The 18,895-nt window shown below is 69.1% G+C and carries 19 protein-coding genes and 1 tRNA gene; 11 read left to right on the top strand and 9 right to left on the bottom strand.

The features are described 5' to 3' along the window. Positions 1-2 precede the first annotated feature (2 nt). Positions 3-1,070: an efflux RND transporter periplasmic adaptor subunit gene (locus ACSQ2H_RS12755; RefSeq protein ID WP_436061762.1), complete on the bottom strand. Its 1,068-nt coding sequence runs from the start codon at positions 1,068-1,070 to the stop codon at positions 3-5. 251 nt (positions 1,071-1,321) lie between these two features. Between ACSQ2H_RS12755 and ACSQ2H_RS12750 the strand changes: the two genes are divergently transcribed. The 4 genes from ACSQ2H_RS12750 (at position 1,322) to ACSQ2H_RS12735 (ending at position 5,511) form a co-directional block, all read left to right on the top strand. Next, positions 1,322-1,762, top strand: coding sequence for a VOC family protein (locus ACSQ2H_RS12750; protein ID WP_436061761.1), 441 nt, complete (start codon positions 1,322-1,324; stop codon positions 1,760-1,762). Continuing rightward, a complete protein-coding gene (locus ACSQ2H_RS12745; protein ID WP_436061760.1) occupies positions 1,759-2,541 on the top strand; it encodes an SDR family NAD(P)-dependent oxidoreductase in 783 nt (260 codons plus the stop codon). The genes ACSQ2H_RS12750 and ACSQ2H_RS12745 overlap by 4 nt, the downstream gene beginning before the upstream one ends. A gap of 137 nt (positions 2,542-2,678) precedes the next feature. Beyond that, complete coding sequence (locus ACSQ2H_RS12740; RefSeq protein WP_436061759.1) at positions 2,679-4,298, top strand: NAD(P)/FAD-dependent oxidoreductase; 1,620 nt, start codon at positions 2,679-2,681, stop codon at positions 4,296-4,298. A gap of 181 nt (positions 4,299-4,479) precedes the next feature. Then, a complete protein-coding gene (locus ACSQ2H_RS12735; RefSeq protein ID WP_436061758.1) occupies positions 4,480-5,511 on the top strand; it encodes a hypothetical protein in 1,032 nt (343 codons plus the stop codon). Here ACSQ2H_RS12735 and ACSQ2H_RS12730 read toward each other — a convergent pair. Genes ACSQ2H_RS12730 through epmA form a run of 3 tightly spaced genes read right to left on the bottom strand, consistent with a single transcriptional unit; the run spans position 5,495 to position 8,162 of the window. Next, positions 5,495-5,974 carry a hypothetical protein gene (locus ACSQ2H_RS12730; RefSeq protein ID WP_436061757.1) on the bottom strand — a complete coding sequence of 160 codons (480 nt, stop codon included), beginning with the start codon at positions 5,972-5,974 and terminating at the stop codon, positions 5,495-5,497. The genes ACSQ2H_RS12735 and ACSQ2H_RS12730 overlap by 17 nt on opposite strands. A 56-nt stretch (positions 5,975-6,030) precedes the next feature. Next, positions 6,031-7,065, bottom strand: coding sequence for a lysine-2,3-aminomutase-like protein (locus ACSQ2H_RS12725; RefSeq protein WP_436061756.1), 1,035 nt, complete (start codon positions 7,063-7,065; stop codon positions 6,031-6,033). Positions 7,066-7,109: 44 nt separating this feature from the next. Further along, positions 7,110-8,162, bottom strand: a complete 1,053-nt coding sequence (gene epmA, locus ACSQ2H_RS12720; RefSeq protein WP_436061755.1) for an EF-P lysine aminoacylase EpmA — start codon at positions 8,160-8,162, stop codon at positions 7,110-7,112. 143 nt (positions 8,163-8,305) lie between these two features. Here epmA and efp point away from each other — a divergent pair, with 143 nt between their 5' ends. Beyond that, a complete protein-coding gene (gene efp, locus ACSQ2H_RS12715; protein WP_436061754.1) occupies positions 8,306-8,872 on the top strand; it encodes an elongation factor P in 567 nt (188 codons plus the stop codon). A 19-nt stretch (positions 8,873-8,891) separates the two neighbouring features. On the opposite strand, the gene ACSQ2H_RS12710 is transcribed toward efp, so the two are convergent. Continuing rightward, the gene (locus ACSQ2H_RS12710) at positions 8,892-9,752 is read right to left on the bottom strand and encodes a DMT family transporter (RefSeq protein WP_436061753.1); all 861 of its coding nucleotides are present in this window, start codon (positions 9,750-9,752) and stop codon (positions 8,892-8,894) included. Between the two features lie 105 nt (positions 9,753-9,857). Between ACSQ2H_RS12710 and ACSQ2H_RS12705 the strand changes: the two genes are divergently transcribed. Next, complete coding sequence (locus ACSQ2H_RS12705; protein ID WP_436061752.1) at positions 9,858-11,246, top strand: PLP-dependent aminotransferase family protein; 1,389 nt, start codon at positions 9,858-9,860, stop codon at positions 11,244-11,246. Here ACSQ2H_RS12705 and ACSQ2H_RS12700 read toward each other — a convergent pair. Then, positions 11,243-11,848 (bottom strand): peptidylprolyl isomerase, encoded by a 606-nt coding sequence (locus tag ACSQ2H_RS12700; RefSeq protein WP_436061751.1) that lies wholly within the window; start codon positions 11,846-11,848, stop codon positions 11,243-11,245. The two genes, ACSQ2H_RS12705 and ACSQ2H_RS12700, sit on opposite strands and share 4 nt — an antisense overlap. Before the next feature lie 301 nt (positions 11,849-12,149). Between ACSQ2H_RS12700 and ACSQ2H_RS12695 the strand changes: the two genes are divergently transcribed. After that, the gene (locus ACSQ2H_RS12695; protein WP_436061750.1) at positions 12,150-12,443 is read left to right on the top strand and encodes a hypothetical protein; all 294 of its coding nucleotides are present in this window, start codon (positions 12,150-12,152) and stop codon (positions 12,441-12,443) included. Between the two features lie 8 nt (positions 12,444-12,451). On the opposite strand, the gene ACSQ2H_RS12690 is transcribed toward ACSQ2H_RS12695, so the two are convergent. Both ACSQ2H_RS12690 and ACSQ2H_RS12685 read right to left on the bottom strand, forming a co-directional pair. Next, the gene (locus ACSQ2H_RS12690; protein ID WP_436061749.1) at positions 12,452-13,483 is read right to left on the bottom strand and encodes an acyltransferase family protein; all 1,032 of its coding nucleotides are present in this window, start codon (positions 13,481-13,483) and stop codon (positions 12,452-12,454) included. 103 nt (positions 13,484-13,586) lie between these two features. Then, positions 13,587-13,662, bottom strand: a tRNA-Asn gene (locus ACSQ2H_RS12685). A 280-nt stretch (positions 13,663-13,942) separates the two neighbouring features. Here ACSQ2H_RS12685 and ACSQ2H_RS12680 point away from each other — a divergent pair. Next, a complete protein-coding gene (locus ACSQ2H_RS12680) occupies positions 13,943-15,352 on the top strand; it encodes a Mur ligase domain-containing protein (RefSeq protein ID WP_436061748.1) in 1,410 nt (469 codons plus the stop codon). A gap of 73 nt (positions 15,353-15,425) precedes the next feature. On the opposite strand, the gene ACSQ2H_RS12675 is transcribed toward ACSQ2H_RS12680, so the two are convergent. Then, positions 15,426-16,724 carry an acyl-CoA dehydrogenase family protein gene (locus tag ACSQ2H_RS12675; RefSeq protein WP_436061747.1) on the bottom strand — a complete coding sequence of 433 codons (1,299 nt, stop codon included), beginning with the start codon at positions 16,722-16,724 and terminating at the stop codon, positions 15,426-15,428. A gap of 164 nt (positions 16,725-16,888) precedes the next feature. Between ACSQ2H_RS12675 and ACSQ2H_RS12670 the strand changes: the two genes are divergently transcribed. The 3 genes from ACSQ2H_RS12670 (at position 16,889) to ACSQ2H_RS12660 (ending at position 18,860) form a co-directional block, all read left to right on the top strand. Continuing rightward, entirely contained in the window at positions 16,889-17,443 is a 555-nt protein-coding gene (locus tag ACSQ2H_RS12670; RefSeq protein WP_436061746.1) for a hypothetical protein, read from the top strand. A 74-nt stretch (positions 17,444-17,517) separates the two neighbouring features. Continuing rightward, positions 17,518-18,507, top strand: a complete 990-nt coding sequence (locus tag ACSQ2H_RS12665) for a phosphotransferase family protein (protein WP_436061745.1) — start codon at positions 17,518-17,520, stop codon at positions 18,505-18,507. Beyond that, a complete protein-coding gene (locus ACSQ2H_RS12660; RefSeq protein WP_436061744.1) occupies positions 18,504-18,860 on the top strand; it encodes a DUF6285 domain-containing protein in 357 nt (118 codons plus the stop codon). The genes ACSQ2H_RS12665 and ACSQ2H_RS12660 overlap by 4 nt, the downstream gene beginning before the upstream one ends. Positions 18,861-18,895 lie beyond the last annotated feature (35 nt).

Genomic DNA, 18,895 nt, shown 5'->3' with positions numbered 1-18,895 from the left:
GCCTAGCTCGCCGCGGCCACTCGAACCTTTTGTCCTTCGGCCACGTACGACTGGCCGACGGTGATCACTCGGGCCGGGCCGCGCAGGCCGGTCACCCAGATGCCCTGCGGGGTCTCCTCCAGCACCTTGATCGGCGCGAAGGCGACCTTGTCGTCGGCCAGCACGTAGCGCACGCCCTGGCGGCCGGCGGCGTCGAGCACCAGCGACGATAGCGGCACCAGGTGGGCCGGGCCCGACCCGGCGTTGATCCGCACCGCCGCCGACAAGCCCGAGCGGGTCATCTGCGGGTTCGCGGTGGTGATCTCGATGCGATAGGTGCGGGTCTGGGCGTCGGCCTCGCGGGCGGCGTAACGGACCTTGCCGGCCAGGGTCTCGCCGGAGGTGAGCTGGGCGCTGGCGGTCGAACCGACCTTGACCTTCGAGGCCTCGGTTTCCGGCAGATCGCCGACGATCAGCAGCGGATTCAACTCGATCATCGTGCCGCAGGCTTGCCCTGGGGCCAGATAGGCGCCGACCTCGGCGTCGCGCTTGTCGAAGACGCCGTCGAACGGCGCGCGGATGCTCATCTGCTCGACGCCCAGCTCGGCCTGGCGCACCGTGGCCGAGGCGCTGTCGAGATTGGCCTGATCCTGCAGCACCTGGGTCTGCGAGCGATAGCCCTTGGCCGCCAGCTCGGCGGAGGCCTTCTGTTGCAACTGGCGCGAGCGCATGTTGGCGCGGGCCTGATCCAGCGTCGCCTGACGGGCGTCGACGTTCAGGCGGCACAGGACCGTGCCCTTGCGCACGAACGACCCTTCGACAGCGGGGGTGGCGGCGACGACGCCGGCGGTTTCCGAGCGGACCACGACGCTGCGCGCGGCTTCGGTGCGGCCGCGGATCGCCACGAGGTACTCATGCGTCGCTTCAGGGGTCAGGACCGCCTGCACGGTCGCCAGGGCGTCAGCGCCGGCGGTCTTGGCTTCGGCCTTGCCGGACTTACCCGAACGGCTGACGAGCGTGCCGACGGTGAAGGCCAGAACCAGCACCACAACCACGGCAATGACAAACAGGTACTGTGATTTGATACGCATTCAGTCGTTTCCCCCCGGGCAGCAACGAAGTCGCGACCGCATCTGAATCGCAGTCGTACGCCCGGACCGCAGAAATCAGCTTTTGACGTCTTCTGATGCCGCCGTTCTGCGACTGCAAATGAAATCGCGGACAGACAACCTAAAGGACGGATAATGTGCCCCCGGCGCCGCAGGATTGCAGCATGGCCTTGCTTGCTCTTTAACGCCGCGGACGCTCCAATAACCGTCGTCTGCAAGGAAAGAACGCCACCGTGAAATACCTGCACACCATGGTTCGGGTTACCGACCTCGACGCCTCGCTGGACTTTTACTGCAACAAGCTGGGCTTGGTCGAAGTCTCCCGAGCCGAAAATCAGGGCGGGCGATTCACCCTGGTGTTCCTCTGCGCCCCGCAGGACCGCGAAGCGGCCCTTGCGGCCAAGGCCCCGATGGTCGAGCTGACCTACAACTGGGACCCCGAGGACTATCAGGGCGGCCGCAACTTCGGCCACCTGGCCTATGCGGTCGACGACATCTACGCGACCTGCCAACGGTTGGCGGACGGCGGCGTGACGATCAACCGCCCGCCGCGCGACGGCCACATGGCCTTCGTCCGCTCGCCCGACGGCATTTCGATCGAGCTGTTGCAGGCCGGGCCGCGCAAGGATCCGGCCGAGCCTTGGGTCTCGATGCCGAACACGGGCGCGTGGTGAGCGGCCGCCTTTCGGGGCGCTCGGCGCTCATCACCGGCGCGGCCGGCGGTATCGGCCTGGGCTGCGCCCGCGCCTTCGCCGCCGAGGGCTGCGACCTCGTCCTGCTCGACCTCGACGAGGCGCGGGTGACGGCGGCGGCGGAAGAACTGGCTCTGGCCAGCGGCCGGCAGGTTCACGCCCTGGCCTGCGACCTCGCCGACGCCGACGCCGCGCGCAAGGCGGTGATCCGCGCCGCCGGGCTGCTCGGGAAGATCGACGTGCTGGTCAACAACGCCGGCATGCTGGTCGCCGGCGACATTCTCGACGCCGAGCTCGAGGACTTCGACCGGGTGATGGCGGTCAACCTGCGCGCGCCGTTCGTGGTCGGTCAGACGGTCGCCCGCCACATGGTCGACGCCAAGATCAGGGGCTCGATCATCAACATGTCCTCGATCAACGCCGTGCTCGCGATCCCCGGGCAACTCGCCTACGTCGCCTCCAAGGGCGGCCTGGCGCAGTTGACCAAGGCCATGGCGCTGGGCCTGGCGCCGCACGGCGTCCGGGTGAACGCCATCGGGCCCGGCACCATCGTCACCGACATCCTCAAGGGCGTGCTCGAGAACGACGACGCCCGTCGCCGCGTGCTCCAGCGCACGCCGCTCGGCCGCTTCGGCGAGGCCGACGAGATCGGCCGCGTCGCGGTGTTCCTGGCCAGCGACGACAGCTCCTACATCACCGGCCAGACCATCTACCCCGACGGCGGCCGCCTGGCGCTGAACTACACGGTGCCGGTCGAGTGACTTTTCCCTCCCCTTCATGGGGAGGGACAGACCGCAGCGCGGTCAGGGTGGGGCAGGGCCGCTCGATCCCCACCCGTCTCGACGCTTTACGTCGATCCACCCTCCCCACAAGGGGGAGGGAAGGTTATTAGCCCCCAATGCTGCGCCTGACCGAAATCAAGCTTCCCCTCGACCATCCCGAGGCCGCGCTCCGCGCCGCGGTCCTGGCCAAGTTGGGGATCGTCGACGCCGACCTGTTGTCGATGCAGCTTTTCCGCCGCGCCAACGACGCGCGACGCAAGTCGGCGATCCTGATGGTCTACACGGTCGACGTCGTGGTGACCGACGAGGCCGCGGTGCTGGCCCGCCACGCCGGCGACCGCAACGTCCAGCCGACGCCCGACATGGCCTACCGCCACGTCGCTCAGGCGCCGGCGGGCCTCGCCAAGCGCCCGGTGGTGATCGGCGCCGGCCCCTGCGGGCTGTTCGCCGGTCTGATCCTCGCCGAGATGGGCTTCAAGCCGATCATCGTCGATCGCGGCAAGGTCGTGCGTGAGCGCACCAAGGACACCTGGGACCTCTGGCGGCGCAGCAAGCTGCACCCGGAATCCAACGTCCAGTTCGGCGAGGGCGGGGCGGGCACCTTCTCGGACGGCAAGCTCTACAGCCAGGTCAAGGACCCGCGCTTCCTCAGCCGCAAGGTGCTGAACGAGTTCGTCGCCGCCGGCGCTCCGCCCGAGATCCTGACCGAGGCCCATCCCCACGTCGGCACCTTCCGGCTGGTGACCATGGTCGAGGCCATGCGCGAAAAGGTCGAGGCGCTCGGCGGCGAGTACCGATTCGAGCACAAGGTCGAGGACTTCGACATCGTGGAGGAGGGCGGCCAGCGCCGCCTGCGCGGCCTGCACCTGCAGGACGGCGGCTACATCGCGGCCGACCACGTGGTCCTGGCGCTCGGCCACAGCGCCCGCGACACCTTCCACGCGCTCTACGACCGCGGCGTCCACATCGAGGCCAAGCCGTTCTCGCTCGGCTTCCGGATCGAACATCCGCAGTCGTGGATCGACCGCGCCCGCTTCGGGACCAACGCCGGGCACGAGGACCTGGGCGCGGCGGCCTACAGCCTCTCGCACCACTGTTCGAACGGCCGCACGGTCTACAGCTTCTGCATGTGCCCGGGCGGCACGGTGGTGGCCGCGACGTCGGAGCCGGGCCGCGTCGTCACCAACGGCATGAGCCAGTATTCCCGCAACGAGCGGAACGCCAACGCCGGCATCGTCGTGGGCATCACCCCGGACGAGGACTATCCCGGCCACCCGTTGGCCGGCATCGAGCTCCAGCGCCGCTGGGAGTCCCAAGCCTTCGTCGCCGGCGGCGGGACCTACGCCGCGCCCGGCCAGCGGGTCGGCGACTTCCTGGCGGGCAAGCCCTCGACCGGCCTGGGCGAGGTCGTCCCGTCCTACCGCCCGGGCGTCACCCCGACCGATCTGTCGACCTGTCTGCCGGACTACGCCATCGCGGCTATCCGCGAAGCCCTGCCGGTCTTCGCGCGCCAGATCCCCGGCTTCGACCACGCCGACGCCGTGCTCACCGGGGTGGAGACCCGCACCTCGTCCCCGGTCCGCATCACCCGCGGCAAGGACTTCCAGAGCCTCAACACCGTCGGCCTCTATCCTGCCGGCGAGGGCGCAGGCTACGCCGGCGGCATCCTCTCGGCCTCCATCGACGGCATCAAGGTCGCCGAAGCTGTGGCGCGGAGCATCGTGAGCGCGGACTAGCCGGGCGGCTCGTTTGGGAGTGATCGCCGAAGGCGGGGGGGCGGCGGTCGGCCGTCGCCGATGTCCAATTTATACAAGGCGCTGAGAGCATGACGGCGTAACCAAAGCCCAGGCGCCGAGAGGGCGCGCGGGGGGCTGGATCATGAATGCGCGGTATCGTGGGGTTTGCCTGGCGGCTCTGTTGCTCGCGCTCATGCCATCCGAAGGCGCCCAGGCGGCCAAGCCGCTGATCAACCTCGGACCGAAGACCGCGCCGGTCAGCCCGCCGCTGGAGTTCGCCGCCGGCGATGATCTCTCCCAGCTTGGCGGCTCGCTGATCTGGCAGAACGAGCGCGACGCGGCCCGCGGCCTGCGACAGGTGGTGATCCCGTCGTTCCAGGTCGAGTTCGTCACCCACTCCGGCGCCGCCTCGACCGGCCAGGGCCTGTCGCAGTCCCAGGTCAGCTACAGCCTGAACGGGCCCGATGCGGCCGACATGCAGGCGATCACCGACGCTTTCTACGCCCACTTCGTTGCGGATCTGGCCGCGGCCGGCGTCACGGTCATTCCGTTGGACGACGCGATGGCTCGCAGTCCGGGGCTCGTGCGGCTGATGAACATGGCCAAGCCGGCCCCATACGCGCGAGGCAAGGCCAATCGCAGCGCTTTCTACTCGCCGCCCGGCCTGAAATTCTACTTCACGCCCAACGACGGCCGGGCCAAGGCCTTCGGCGACACCATGACCACCACCGGCTCCCAGGTGCCCGAGGAGATGGCCATGAACGAGCTCGGCGCCGGCGTCATGGGCGTGCGCATGGTGGTGGACTTCGCCGAGATCCAGGCCCGCGGCCGCGGCGTGCTCGGCATGCGTCCGATGACCGCCAAGGTGTCCAGCAAGGCCAATGTCGCGCTGCTGCCGGTCGACACGCAGATGTGGGTGATCACGCCCAAGGCCAAGTCGACCCCCATGGATCTGGGGCACCGGCTCCGCTACGCCCTGACCTCGCCGGTGGTCATGCCGGACTCGGTGGTTTCCGCCGTCGACACCACCACCAACGCCAGCAAGCTCAATGACGCGGTCGGCTCGGCCATCGGCGTTCTGGCGGGCGTCGGCGCCACGAAGACCCGCACCTATGAGGTGACCGTCGACCCCGCGGCCTGGAGCCGAGACGTCTCGGCCGCCATCGAGCAGGTCGGCGACCTGCTGATCGCCCGCCTTAAACAGGACCTCTAGAGGGCGCCCCCTCGATCGGCAGGCTCCGCTTGGCGAACCAGGCGACGATCAGGCCGAACGCCAGCATGGCCAGGCCGTTCTTGATCAGCCCCTCGACGCTGAACGTCGAAATCCGGCCGATCGCCGACAGCGGCATGACCACGTAGTTCATGACCGCGTAGATGACGACGCCGTAGGCCAGGCCCCAGGGGATCCAGTCCCGCCGCAGCCCGGGCGCGACCAGGCTCGCGCAGACGAACACTGCGGCGATGATCAGGCCCATCAGTTCCTGCAGCGCCGCGCCGAGCACCGCCGTCGCGACGCCGCCGTCGAACGCCGCCTTGCCGATCAGGCCGCTGGCGATGAAGTGCAGGATCGTGGTCAGGCTCGCGCCGCTGATCAGCATCGCCGCGCCGATGTCGAGGGTGGCGGCGACGATCCCGCCCAGGACGATCGCTGTCAGGATTGAGCGCTTCGAAGCCACGCGTTTCCCCCGTCCTGCCGCGGACACGGCCAGGCTAGTTCAGGAACGGCGTTCGCTCAATCGGGGCGCTTGGGCGGGTAGGCGTGCAGGATCCCGTTCGGGTCCTCGACGCTCGTCTCGCCGACATAGTTGGGGCCGACCGGGACCTTGCCGTGGCCGCCGGGGATGTCGAGCACGTAGGTCGGCTGGCAGAGCCCGGAGTAGCGGCCGCGCAGGGCCTTCATCAGCGCGCGGCCCTCGTCGAGGCTGGTGCGCTGATGGCTGGTGCCCGGCGCCAGGTCGCCCTGGTGCAGGTAGTAGGGCCGGATGCGGTTCTCGACGAAGCCGCGCATCAGCGCGCCCAGCGTCTCGGGATCGTCGTTTACGCCCTTCAGCAGCACGCTCTGGCTCAGCATCGGCAGGCCGGCGTCGATGATCCTGGCGCAGGCGGCGCGGGCGGCGTCCGTCAGTTCGCGCGGATGGTTGGCGTGCAGGGCGACATAGACCGCCTTGCCGTCGCACTGGATCGCCGCGACCAGTTCGTCGGTGACGGCGGCGGGGTCCACCACCGGCACGCGGGTGTGGTAGCGGACCACCTTCACGTGGGGGATCGCCGCCAACCTGGCCGAGAGGTCCGCCAGCCGCCGCGGCGACAGCACGAACGGGTCGCCGCCGGTGACGATCACCTCCCAGATTTCCGGTCGCTGCGCGATGTACTCGAACGCGGCGTCGAGCTGATCGGGGGTCAGGTTGGACAGCCCCTCGGGCCCGACCATCTCGCGCCGGAAGCAGAAACGGCAATAGACCGCGCAGGTGTGGGTCGGCTTCAGCAGCACCCGGTCGGGATAGCGGTGGACGATCCCCTCTACCGGGCTGTGGGCAAAGTCGCCGATCGGGTCGGCGCTTTCCTCGGGCGTGGCGTCCAGCTCGGCCGCGTCCGGCATCAGCTGGCGCGCGATCGGATCGGCCGGGTCGGCGGCGTCGATGAGCTCGGCCATGTCGGGCGTGATGGCCAGCGCATAGCGCGCGGCGACGCGCTCGAGCTCCGGCAGCCGCTCCAGCGGCGCCAGTCCGGCGGCGACCAGGTCGCTCGGTTTGCGAAGCGTGCTCATCGCGCCCGCATATGGCTCATGCGGGGGCCGCGGGCAAATGCGGCCTAGCGCGCGACGTCGGCCACGGGCGTCCAGACCACCTGCTCGATGCGGCTGGCGCTGGTCGCCAGCATCACCAGCCGATCGAAGCCGAGCGCCGAGCCGCAGGCGTTCGGCATGTGGGGCAGGGCGGCCAGGAAGTCCTCGTCGATCGGATAGCGTTCGCCATAGACGCGGGCCTTCTCGTCCATTTCCGCCTGGAACCGCCGTCGCTGTTCGACCGGGTCGGTCAGCTCGCCGAACGCGTTGGCGAGCTCGACCCCGCAGGCATAGAGCTCGAAGCGTTCGGCCACCCGTGGGTCGGCCGCCTTGGGCCGGGCCAGGGCCGCCTCGCTGATCGGGTATTCGCAGAGGATGGTCGGGCGGCCCATGCCCAGGTTCGGCTCGATCTTCTCGACCAGCACCTTCGAATAAACGTCGGCCCACACGTCGTCGTCGGCGATCCGCACCCCGGCCTGCATCGCGGCCCGGGCCAGCCCGTCGCGGTCGGTCTCGCCGCTCGCCGCGACCGTGGCCAGCAGGTCGATGCCGGCGTGGCGCTGGAAGGCCTCCTGCAGGCTCAACCGTTCGGGTTCCTGGAAGGGGTCGCTGGATAGCTGCCGATAGGTGAGGGTCCTGGCCCCGGCCGTCTCCGCCGCCAGCCGCAGAAGATCGGCGCAGTCGGCCATCAGTTGTTCGTAGGGCTCGCCGGTGCGGTACCACTCCAGCAGGGTGAATTCCGGATGGTGCAGCGGCCCGCGCTCGCGGTTGCGCCAGACCCGCGCGAAATCGAAGATCCGCGTCTCGCCCGCCGCCAGCAGCTTCTTGCAGGCGAACTCGGGCGAGGTGTGCAGGTAGAGCGGCGAGGTCTCGCCGGAATTGCCAATGATTTCCGTGGCGAAGGCGTGCAGATGGGCTTCGTTGCCGGGCGAGAGCTGCAGCGCCGCCCCCTCGACCTCGGTGAAGCTCCGGTCCTCGAACCAGCGCCGTACGGCTCGGGTGATCGCGCCGCGCGCCAGCAGGAACGGGCGGCGGTCCTGATGGATGTCGGCCCGCCACCAGGGCGATTGAGAAGTCATCGGCGCAGGCGTCCCTTATGCGGCCATTTCGATCATGACTGGCGAATTTCGCCTTCATCGTATAGGTGCGCGCCAAGACCGCCGCTCGGCGGAATCGCGCGAGGCCGATGCCCGGCCTCCCAATAGGCTCGAGGACGAACTACGTGAAGGTCGCTGCCAGCTCGCTCAGGAAAGGCGCCGTCGTCGATATGGACGGCAAGCTCTATGTCGTCCTGACCGCCGAAAATATCCACCCCGGCAAGGGGACCCCGGTCACCCAGCTCAACATGCGCCGCATCGCCGACGGCGTGAAGGTGTCCGAGCGCTGGCGCACGACCGAGCAGGTCGAACGCGCCTTCGTCGACGACCGCAACTACAACTTCCTCTACCAGGACGGCGAGGGCTACCACTTCATGCAGCCCGAGACCTACGACCAGGTCGTGGTGTCCGAGGAAACCGTCGGCGACAACGCGCCGTGGCTGACCGACGGTCTGACGGTGGTGCTGTCGGTGCACGAAGGCGTGCCGATCGCCATGGAACTGCCGCGTCTGGTGACCTTCGAGATCGCCGAGACCGAGCCGTCGGTGAAGGGCCAGACCGCTTCGTCGTCGTACAAGCCCGCCATCCTGACCAACGGCGAGCGCATCATGGTGCCGCCGTACATCGCCCCCGGCACGCGCGTGGTGATCCTCACCGAAGACTGGACCTACCAGGAACGCGCCAAGGACTAAGACTTCCGCGAGGCGGGGATCAGGCGAAGCGCCTGGCCCCCGCCACGCACAGCACCACTGCGGCGGTCACCGCCGCCATCGACCAGCCGACGGGCTCGCCGAGCAGGCTCGCCGCCAGGGCCAGGCCCATGAAGGGCTGCAGCAGCTGCAGCTGCCCGACCGCCGCCACGCCGCCCGCGGCCAGGCCGCGGTACCAGAACACGCATCCGATCAGCATGCTGAACAGCGAGACATAGGCCAGGCCCGTCCAGGCCTGCGCGCTGACCGCTGCAAAGTCCACAGGGCGGCTCAGCAGCGCCGCCGGGGCCATCAGCGGCAGGCAGAGCAGTAGCGACCAGCAGACCGCCTGCCAGCCGCCCAGCCGGCGCGAGACGCGGCCGCCTTCGGCGTAGCCCAGGCCGCAGACCACGATGGCGGCGACCATCAGCAGGTCGCCCTGCATGGAGCCTTCGCCGCCCTGGCTGAACGCGAAGCCCGCGACCAGCGCCGCGCCGATGACGGCGAAGATCCAGAACGAGCGCTTGGGCCGCTCGCCGCCGAGCAGCACCGCGAACACCGCCGTGGTCAGCGGCAGCAGGCCGACGAACACGATCGAGTGGGCCGCGGTGACGTGCTGCAGGGCCAGCGCGGTCAGCATCGGGAAGCCCAGCACCACGCCCAGGCCCATCATCGCCAGCGGGGCCAGGTCGCGTCGCTCCGGCCTCGGCGCCCGGAACAGCGCCAGCAGCCCGATCGCCAGCAGGCCGGCGATGGTCGCCCGCGCCGCGGTCAGGAACGTCGGCGACAGGTCGGCGACGGCGACCCGGGTTGCGGGCAGCGAGCCCGAAAAGATCGCTACTCCCAGAAAGCCGTCGAGCCAGCCGCGCGCCTTGGCGTCCATGTCCATGTCTCCGTTCGTGGCGGGTATGCGCCGATGGATGCTCGATCAGCCAGGAACGGTGCGGTACAATTGCGACAAACTGTACTGATCAGGATGGCGATACGGATGACGGTCGAGGGTGACGGCACACGCGTCGAGAAGGTGATGGGCGCCATCCGCCAGCGTATCGCCGCTCGGGCGCTGCAGCCTGGCGCGAAGGCTCCGTCGATCCGCGCCTTCGCCGAGGCCATGGGAGTTTCCAAGTCCACGGTGGTGGAGGCTTACGACCGGCTGGCGGCGGAAGGCGTGATCCAGGCGCGGCGCGGGTCGGGTTTCTATGTCGCCGGCCGCACGCCGCCCCTGGCGCTGGCCGACATCGGGCCGCGGCTGGACCGCTCCATCGACCCGCTCTGGGTGTCGCGCCATTCGCTGGAGGCGCGGCCCGACGCCCTGATGCCGGGCTGCGGCTGGCTGCCGAGCGCGTGGATGCCGCAGGACGCGGTGCGGCGGGCGCTGCGCAGCCTCGCCAGGGCCGATCACGCCTACCTGACCGACTATGGCCCGCCGCTAGGCTCGCCAGCCCTGCGTCAGCTTCTGTCGCGGCGGCTGGCCGAGCACGGCGTCGACGCGCCGCCTGGCCAGATCATGCTGACCGAGTCGGGCACCCAGGCGATCGACCTCGTGTGCCGGTTCCTGCTGGAGCCTGGCGACACCGTGATCGTGGACGATCCCTGCTATTTCAACTTCCACGCCATGCTGCGCGCGCATCGCGCCAAGGTCGTCGGCGCGCCCTGGACGCCGCACGGGCCCGATCTCAAGGTCTTCGAGCGGACGCTGATCGAGCACCGGCCACGGCTCTACATCACCAACTCCGGTCCGCAGAACCCGACAGGCGCGCAATTGTCCCCGGTGGTCGCCCACCGCCTGCTGAAGCTGGCCGAGCGGCATGGCGTGACCATCATCGAGGACGACATCTACGCCGACCTGGAGATCGAGCCGGCCCCGCGACTGGCCGCCTTCGACGGTCTCGACCGCGTGGTCCACATCGGCAGCTTCTCCAAGACGCTGTCGGCCGCCGCCCGCTGCGGCTTCATCGCGGCGCGGGGCGGTTGGATCGAGGATCTCGTCGACCTCAAGGTCGCCACCTCGTTCGGCGGCGGGCAGCTGGCGGCCGAGTTGACCTACGCCATCCTCATCGACGGCGGGTACCGCCGCTATCTCGCGGGCCTGCGCGAGCGACTGGCGCGGGCTCGCGGCGAGGCGCTGCGGCGCCTGCGCGGGCTGGGGTTCGAGCCGTGGCTGACGCCGCAGGCCGGGATGTTCCTCTGGATGGCGTTGCCTGCCGGCCTGGACGCCGCGCCGGTCGCCCAGCGCGCCTTGGCCGACGGCGTCGTCCTCGCGCCGGGCGACGCCTTCAGCCTCTCGCAGTCGGCGCGGGGCTACATGCGCTTCAACGTCGCCCAGTGCGCAGACGGCCGGGTCTACGAGGCGCTGGAGCGCGCCATGCGCTCCTAGGAGGCCTCGCGTCGGGCGGTGATGATCTTCACCGGCTGGGCCAGCATCTCGCCCTTCATGACGCCCTCGCCGGCGGTGGGCGAGGTGGGGGAGGCCAGGATCTTCTTCACCGTGTCCATGCCGTCGACCACCTTGCCGAAGGTCGCGAAGCCCAGGTTGTCGCCCGACTGCTTGGGATCGGCGTCCATGTAGGTCATGTCGCCGACGCAGATGAAGAAGTCGGAGGTGGCCGTCCCGGGATCGGTGCGGCCCATCGAGATCGCCCCGTTGACGTGCGACAGGCCGGTCTTGGTGGTCGGCTCGTGCGCGATCGGCTTCAGCACCCGTTTTGGATCGTTCTGCACGCCGCCCTGCACCAGGCCGTACTCGGGCGCGTTCGGGACCTTGGACGCCCGATAGAAGGTGGCTCCGTCGAAGCGTTTTTCGTCGACGTAGCGCAGGAAGTTGTTCGCCGTGATCGGCGCCTTGTCGGGGTAGAGCTCCAGCACGATAGGGCCGTCCGCCGTCTCCAGTCGGACCTTCACCGGGCTTGCGGCGGGCTGGGCCGCGGCCGGGACGGCCGCCATCGCCGCCATCGCGCCTAGAAACACCCGTCGCTTCATCGTCTCACTCCCGGTTCGAGCGGCAGCTTAGCGCCCGGCGTGGCCATGGCAACGCGCCGCCAGATAGTCGCCAATGAAACGATCTGATGAGTGCAGAGAGGCGCTGTTCAATGAACGCGCTCAATTATGTGAAGTCGAAATTGTCACGCTTGAAATACAGACTGATCTAGATAGCGGCACTGTGCGTGTCGCTAGGTCTCTAGTTTGTCATGCTTGCGTGGTTGGATTTCGAGTTATGCGTAGTGAGGGTTCGTCGGCTGGCCAGGATTGCGCCGGATACCTGGAGGTGAGGGCCAGGCCCTTGCTGAGGTCTGAGGCCGGCGTCGTCGCGGGCCAACTCGCCGGGGTCCTCGCGTTGGATGCGACCGATCAGATCTCCCTGAATCTGGCCCTGCTTGGCGACTACCGGCACGCCAAGACCCTGGCGACGCGCCTGTTGGGCGCCGGGGTGGACTGGTCGATCGATCCTTCTCCGGAAGGCCTGGGCGGCAAGCAGCGCGCGGCGAGGTTCACCGTCACCATCGGTCAGGCGCGCGCGATCGGCTCGGTGCCGGCTCTGGTGCTGCTGGCGGCCGTGCTCAGGCGCAGCGCCTAGCGGGGGCGCTAGACTCGCCGGGCGATCAAGCGTCGCCGTTTGAAGTGCGCCTGCAGCGGCTCGTCGAAGAGCTTGAGCGCCGCCCACGACGCCGCCGCAACGAGCACGACGCGAACAACCGCTTCGGGGATGGACGCAGGCTGCTGCGGCAGGCCAACGGCCAGGCTGGCGCCTGCCAGCATCCCCAGGAGCGGAATGTGAAGGATGTATAGCGGGTAGGAGATGCGGCCGGAGACGTCCGCCCACAGCGCGCCTAGCCTGGTGGCGGGTTCGCGGTTGGCGCCGCCCAAGACGAGCGCGGGATAAAGCACCAGCACCGTGAGCAGGCGGGCGATCTCCGCATCCTTTGGAATGGCGAACGACGCCAGCATCAGCGCCGACCCCAGCATTGGGCCGATCCGCAGCCACGGGGCGTGGACCCTCTCCAGCAGCGCGCCAAGGAAGAAGAAGAACGCGACGCGCGGAAAGCCCCAGGCGATCGCATCGCGGGTGTCCGGGGCGCCTGCATAGATGGCCCCCTGGAAGACCAGGAAGATCGCGCCCAGCGCCGCGACGAGCGCCGCAAGCCGCCATCCGCGCAGGCGCGGCGCCATCACGGCGAAGGCCAGGTTGGCGCACAGCTCGAGGAACAGCGTCCACATGGGCGAATTGAGCGGCCAGCTCTGGGTGTCCCAGACAACCGGAACCACAAGCAGGCCGGCGACGACGGATGCTGCGAAGTTTGGCGGCAGATCGCCGTCGGTGGTCGCCGCCTTTGCGATCGCCACGACGACCGCCAGGCAAACGCTGGCGAAGATCAACGGGTACAGGCGCTGAAGTCTGATGACGGCGAAGTCCGGCACGCTCATCGCATCGCCGAGCTTTCTGCCGTAGGCCCGCGCCACCACGAAGCCGCTCAGGATGAAGAAGAAATCCACCGCGAGGTAGGCGTGCGGGAAAGCGAAGTTGGGGCCGAACCACTCGGCTCGGTGGTAGAGCACGACGCAGATGGCCGCGAGGCCGCGCAAGGCGTTCAGGGTCAGCAGGAGGTCGGGGCGCATAGGCGCTCATGCCACTTGCGGTGCGGATCGTCCACACAGCTCAACTGCTAGTGGGTCGTCTCGAATGTTGGGAGGGGGCGGGCGCTGCGCCCAAAAGTCCAAGTGGCTCCCCGAGCAGGACTCGAACCTGCGACAAGTCGGTTAACAGCCGACTGCTCTACCAACTGAGCTATCGGGGATCACGTTGGAGGCGGCGATATACCCAGCACGGGCCGGGTGCGCAAGCGCTCAAATCGACTTTGTCCACAGAGCAAAAAAAGAGCCCGGCCGGAGCCGGGCTTGAATCGAAGTTCGGTGATGGTGGGGTGTCTTCAAGGAAGACGCCGCCATGGTCCCGCTCCGATGGTTAAGTGGCGATTAACGCTCCTGTCCGCCAATGGACGGGCGCGACGCCGAGACCTCTCGACGGGCCGAGCGCTCGCCGCTACCAGGGGCGAAATCGCAAGACGTAGGGCGGAAATGCGTATCCATTTCACCGGCATAGCTGGGGCGGGCATGAGCGCCGTGGCCCTGATGATGCGCGACGCGGGCCACGAGATCTCCGGATCGGACGAAGATGTCTTTCCGCCCATGTCGACCTATGTCGAGGGACTGGGCTTTCCGTTTCACCGCCGATTCGACGCGGCCAACCTGCCGGACGGCCTCGACGTGCTGGTTCTCGGGACCAGCGCCAAGCTCGGCGCCGAGACCAATCCCGAGGTGATCGCCGCCCGCGCCCGCGGCGTGCGAGTCACCACCTTCGCCCAGATGCTGGGCGAGGCGACCCGCGATCGCGCGGTCACCGTCGTCGCCGGATCGTTCGGCAAGTCGACCTGCACCGCCCTGATGGCCCATGTGCTGCATGAGGCGGGGACCAGCCCGGGCTGGATGGTCGGCGCCATCTCGCCGTCGCTGCCCGCCACCGGCCAGTGGGGGAAGGGCGAAGTGGTGCTGGAGGGCGACGAGTACATCGTTTCCTCGGCCGATCCGCGCTCCAAGTTCGAGCTCTACCATCCGAACCACCTGCTGCTGACCTCGCTGGTCCACGACCACGTCAACGTCTTCCCGACCTTCGAGGAATACGAGGCGCCGTTCCGGATCCTGCTGCGCAAGCTGCCGCAGAGCGGCCTGGCGGTGCTGCGCGAGCATCCGGCGACGCGGGCCGTGGCCGGCGAGACCGCCGCGCGCGTGGTCTGGTACGACACCAAGCCCTGCGACGGCTGGTACGCCGCCAATGTCGTGTTCGGCGAAACCACCGCCTTCGATCTGATCGGTCCTGGCGGGCGGACGATCGCGCTCACCACCCAGCTGCTCGGGGCCCACAACGTCGAGAACGTGGTCGGCGTCGCCGCCTACCTGCTGGAACGCGGTCTGGTCACCGAGGCGGCGCTGGCCGCGGGCGTCGCCAGCTTCGCCGGCATCCGCCGCCGCCTGGACCGCCTGACCACCACGTCGCAGATCCCGGTGATCGAGGGCTTCGGCAGCTCCTACGAGAAGGCGCACTCGGCGATCGACGCCATGCGGCTGCACTATCCGGACCGCCCGCTGGTCGTGGTGTTCGAGCCGCACACCTTCAGCTGGCGCAGCCGTGACGCCCTGCCGTGGTACGACACCGTGTTCACCGGCGCCTCGCGCGTGCTGATCTGCCCGCCGCCGGTCCACGGCGCCGGCAGCCACCATCAGTCGACCTTCGAAGAGATCCTGATGCGGGCCCAGGCGACCGGCATCGCCGTGGAAGGCGTCGCCGACGCCCAGGCCGCGACCGAGGCGCTGTCGCACCTGCGCGGCGACGAGGTCGTGCTGCTGCTGTCCTCCGGGCCGCTGCTGGGCCTGCCCGACAGCCTGCCGGCTCTGTTCGACCGTCTCTACGGCGCGCCTGCCTACGCCTGAGGCGTCCCGGCCTCTCGGCGAACTCGCCCTGCGGCGGACCGCAAGACGATGTTCGCCAAGCTCATGACCTGAACTACTCGGCCGCTTCCTTGAACTGCGCCCGGCGCGGGCCGAGGTAGCCGAACAGGAAGGCGGCGACCTTGCGCATCTGGATCTCCTCGCTGCCCTCGGTGATCCGATAGCGGCGGTGGTGGCGATAGATGTGCTCGAACGGCTTGTGGCGCGAATAGCCGATGCCGCCATGCACCTGCATCGCCCGGTCGGCGGCCTCGCAGACCAGCCGGTTAGCCCAGTAGTTGCACATCGACACCTTGTCGGAGATCTGCTTCTCGATCTCCTTGTGCGGCATGCGGTCCATGTCCCAGGCGGTCTTGCGGATCAGCAGCCGCAGCATCTCGGCCTGGGTGGCCAGCTCGACCAGCGGCCACTGGATGGCCTGGTTCTCGGCCAGCGCCTTGCCGAACGGCTTGCGGGCGCGGGCGTACTTGACGCTCTCCTCGATGCAGTAGACCGCCGCCCCCAGCGACGAGGCCGCCTGGCGGATGCGGTTCTGGTGCACGAACGACTGGCCCAGCCCCAGGCCGCGGTCGACTTGGCCCCAGTAGCTATCCTCGGGCACCCAGACATCGGTGAAGCTGACGCGCGGGTGGTCGGTCGGCATATTGAAGGTCCAGAGGTACTCCTCGACCTTCACGCCGGGCGCGTCCGCCGGGACGATGAAGCAGGTGATCCCGGTGGCGTCGCCGTCCTGGCCGGACGTGCGCGCGAAGACCATGACGTGGGTGGCCACGTGCATGCCCGTCGTCCACATTTTCTCGCCGCGGATCAGCCAGCCGGGCTGGCCGTCCTTGTCCTGGCGGACGGCGGTGGTCTCCATGAAGGTGGCGTCGGAGCCGTGGTTGGGTTCGGTCAGGCCAAAGCCGGTCCGCATCCCGCCGTTCAGCAGCTTGTCGCCGTCGCGCTCGTACTGAGCGTTCGTCGCGAACTCCTTGAACATCAGGATGAAAGGGTTGTTGCCGACGATCGAGTGCTCGTTCTGCAGGTCGTTGTGCAGGCCCAGCCCCTTGGCCGCCAGGTGCTCGCGGATCACCGCCATGTCGAGGTTGGTGCCGGCCTTGCCGCCCATCTCCTTGGGCCAGGCGTAACGCAGGTGGCCGGCCTCGTCGGCCAGCTTGCGGGCCTTGCCCAGCAGCTCTTCCCATTCCTTCTTCGGCAGGCCGCCGGCGTCCCAGTCGGTGCGCTCGTATTCGCGGCGGTGGTCGAAGAACCGGATGTTGTCGTCCTGGTTCTCCAGCGGCTTTATCTTGGCCTCGATGAAGGCGTCCAGCTCGTCCAGATAGGCGGACAGTTCGGGCGGCAGGCTGAAGTCCATCGCGTCTCTCCCTGTTTTGCGAAGCAGCCTAACCCAGGTTTGCGCTTCCGCCGGGTCAGGGGTGTCGGTCGATCCGTCGCCTGCTCGGCGTGATCCGTCGCGCGCGCCTCGAACGGCCAAGGGTGGGCGGGTAGGCGGGCGGAGTTCCACGTTTGGAGGTCCGCATGCGTCTTCTCCTGCTCGGCGCGTTCGCGTCGCTCTCGCTCGCCGCGCCGGCGCTCGCCGGGGTTCCGGCCGGGGCCTGGTCCCAGAAGTCCGACGGCCAGGAGCTGACCCTGGTTCCCAAGCTGAAGATCTCGCCCAGCATGTCGGCGACCGGCATGGTCCTCGGCACGAGCGGCTACGGCGGCGCCTCGACCACCACGACCTTGCAGAGCGAGTTCGTGCCGATGCGCACTCAGCGTGCGATGTCGCTGGTGATCGCGCCCGACGGCGGCTTCACCTGGACGATCGACAAGAGCCGCCCAGCATCTGCGCAAAGCGCCGACTGCAAGCTGCTGATCCGGGAGGAGAAAAGCGGTCGGGTGCGGGCCGAGGGCGACCGCCTGATCTTCGACGTCACCAGCGGCGTGCAGAGCTCCCGCGACAGCTGCGACCCGGGCAAATCCTCGCGCGGCCCCAAGGCGGCGGCCAGCGAGAGCTACGGCTATCGGCTCTCCGGCGGCGCCCTGAACCTGACCGCCGCCGGCGGGGTGAACTGGACTTTCAGCGGCGGTTGACGCGGCGAGAGCCGTTTACAGCCGCGCAAAACCCCGCCCTGATCGCGCAAAAGCCAAGGGAGGCTGCGCGGCGGATGTCGGATCAGGTGCTCGAAGGGCTGCAGAGGCTGGCGCCGGAACTGGCCGGCGAGGGGGCGAGCGTCGAGGGCCTGCAACGCCTTTCCGGCGGCGCCAGCATGGAGACCTGGGCCTTCGCCCTGGTCGGCCGCGAGCGGCGCGATGAGCTGGTCCTGCGCCGCCGCACCGCGCCGATGGCGCCGGAGGAGGGCCGCTCGGTCTCGCTGGCCACCGAGGCGGCGCTGATCACGGCCGCCCACGCGGCCGGCGCGCCGGTGGCCGAGCTGGTGCATCTGGCCCGGCCGACGGACGGCCTCGGCGAAGCCCACATCACCCGTCGCGTCGCCGGCGAGACCCTCGGCCGCAAGATCGTCTCCGACCCCAGGTTCGAGGCTGTGAGGCCAAGGCTCGCCCGCCAGTGCGGCGAGATCCTCGCCCAGATCCACGCCGTCCCGCCGCCGCCCGGCCTCAAGACCGTCGACGCCCTGGAGGAACTGGCCCGCTATGAGGAGGTGTACCGCAAGTCCGGAGCCGAGCGGCCGATCCTCGAGCTGGCCTTCCAGCACCTGAAGAAGATCGCCCCGCCGCCGCGCGAAGCCGTGCTGCTGCACGGCGACTTCCGGAACGGCAATCTGATGATCGATCCGGAGCGCGGCGTCAGCGCGGTGCTGGACTGGGAGCTGTCGCACTGCGGCGACCCGGCCGAGGACCTCGGCTGGATCTGCGTGAACTCCTGGCGCTTCGGCCGCGCCGACCTGCCGGTCGGGGGCTTTGGCCGCTACGAGGACCTGCTGGCCGGCTACGTCGCCGGCGGCGGGGCCGAGATCCCGCTCTCGCGGGTGCTCTACTGGCAGGCGCTGGGCTCGCTGAAGTGGGGCGTCATGTGCCTGATGATGTACGCCAGTTACGCCAATGGGGCCGAAAGCTCGGTCGAACGCCCGATGATCGGCCGGCGGGTTTCCGAGACCGAGATCGATCTCGTCACGCTGCTGGAGAACGGCCTGTGATCGAACATCCCAAAGCCGAGGAACTGGTCGAGGCCGTGGCCCGCTGGATCGACAGCGTGCGTCCTCAACTCGGACCGCGCGACGCTTTCCTGGCCCGCGTCGCCGCCAACGCGCTCAGCGTCGTGAAGCGCGAATTGCAGGCCGGCCCGGCCGCGGAGGCGGCGGCGGTCGAGCGGCTCAGCGCGCTGCTGGGGCGTGAGGGCTCGCTCTCGGACCTCAACGCCGACCTCTGCGCGCGGCTGCGGGCTGGCGAGATGGACGCCGCAACGCCAGGGCTGCTGGCGGCGCTGCGGGCGAACATCACCGAGCAGATCGCCATCGACCAGCCAAGCTATGCGCCGGAGCCCCGCTGACGGGTGATTCCGGCCCTGGCGGAGGGCGCTGATCG

The organism is Phenylobacterium sp. LjRoot97, from assembly GCF_964254345.1.
Classification (GTDB): domain Bacteria; phylum Pseudomonadota; class Alphaproteobacteria; order Caulobacterales; family Caulobacteraceae; genus Phenylobacterium.
Note: the sequence above shows the minus strand (reverse complement) of the source record. Positions and strands in the feature narration are given on the sequence as shown.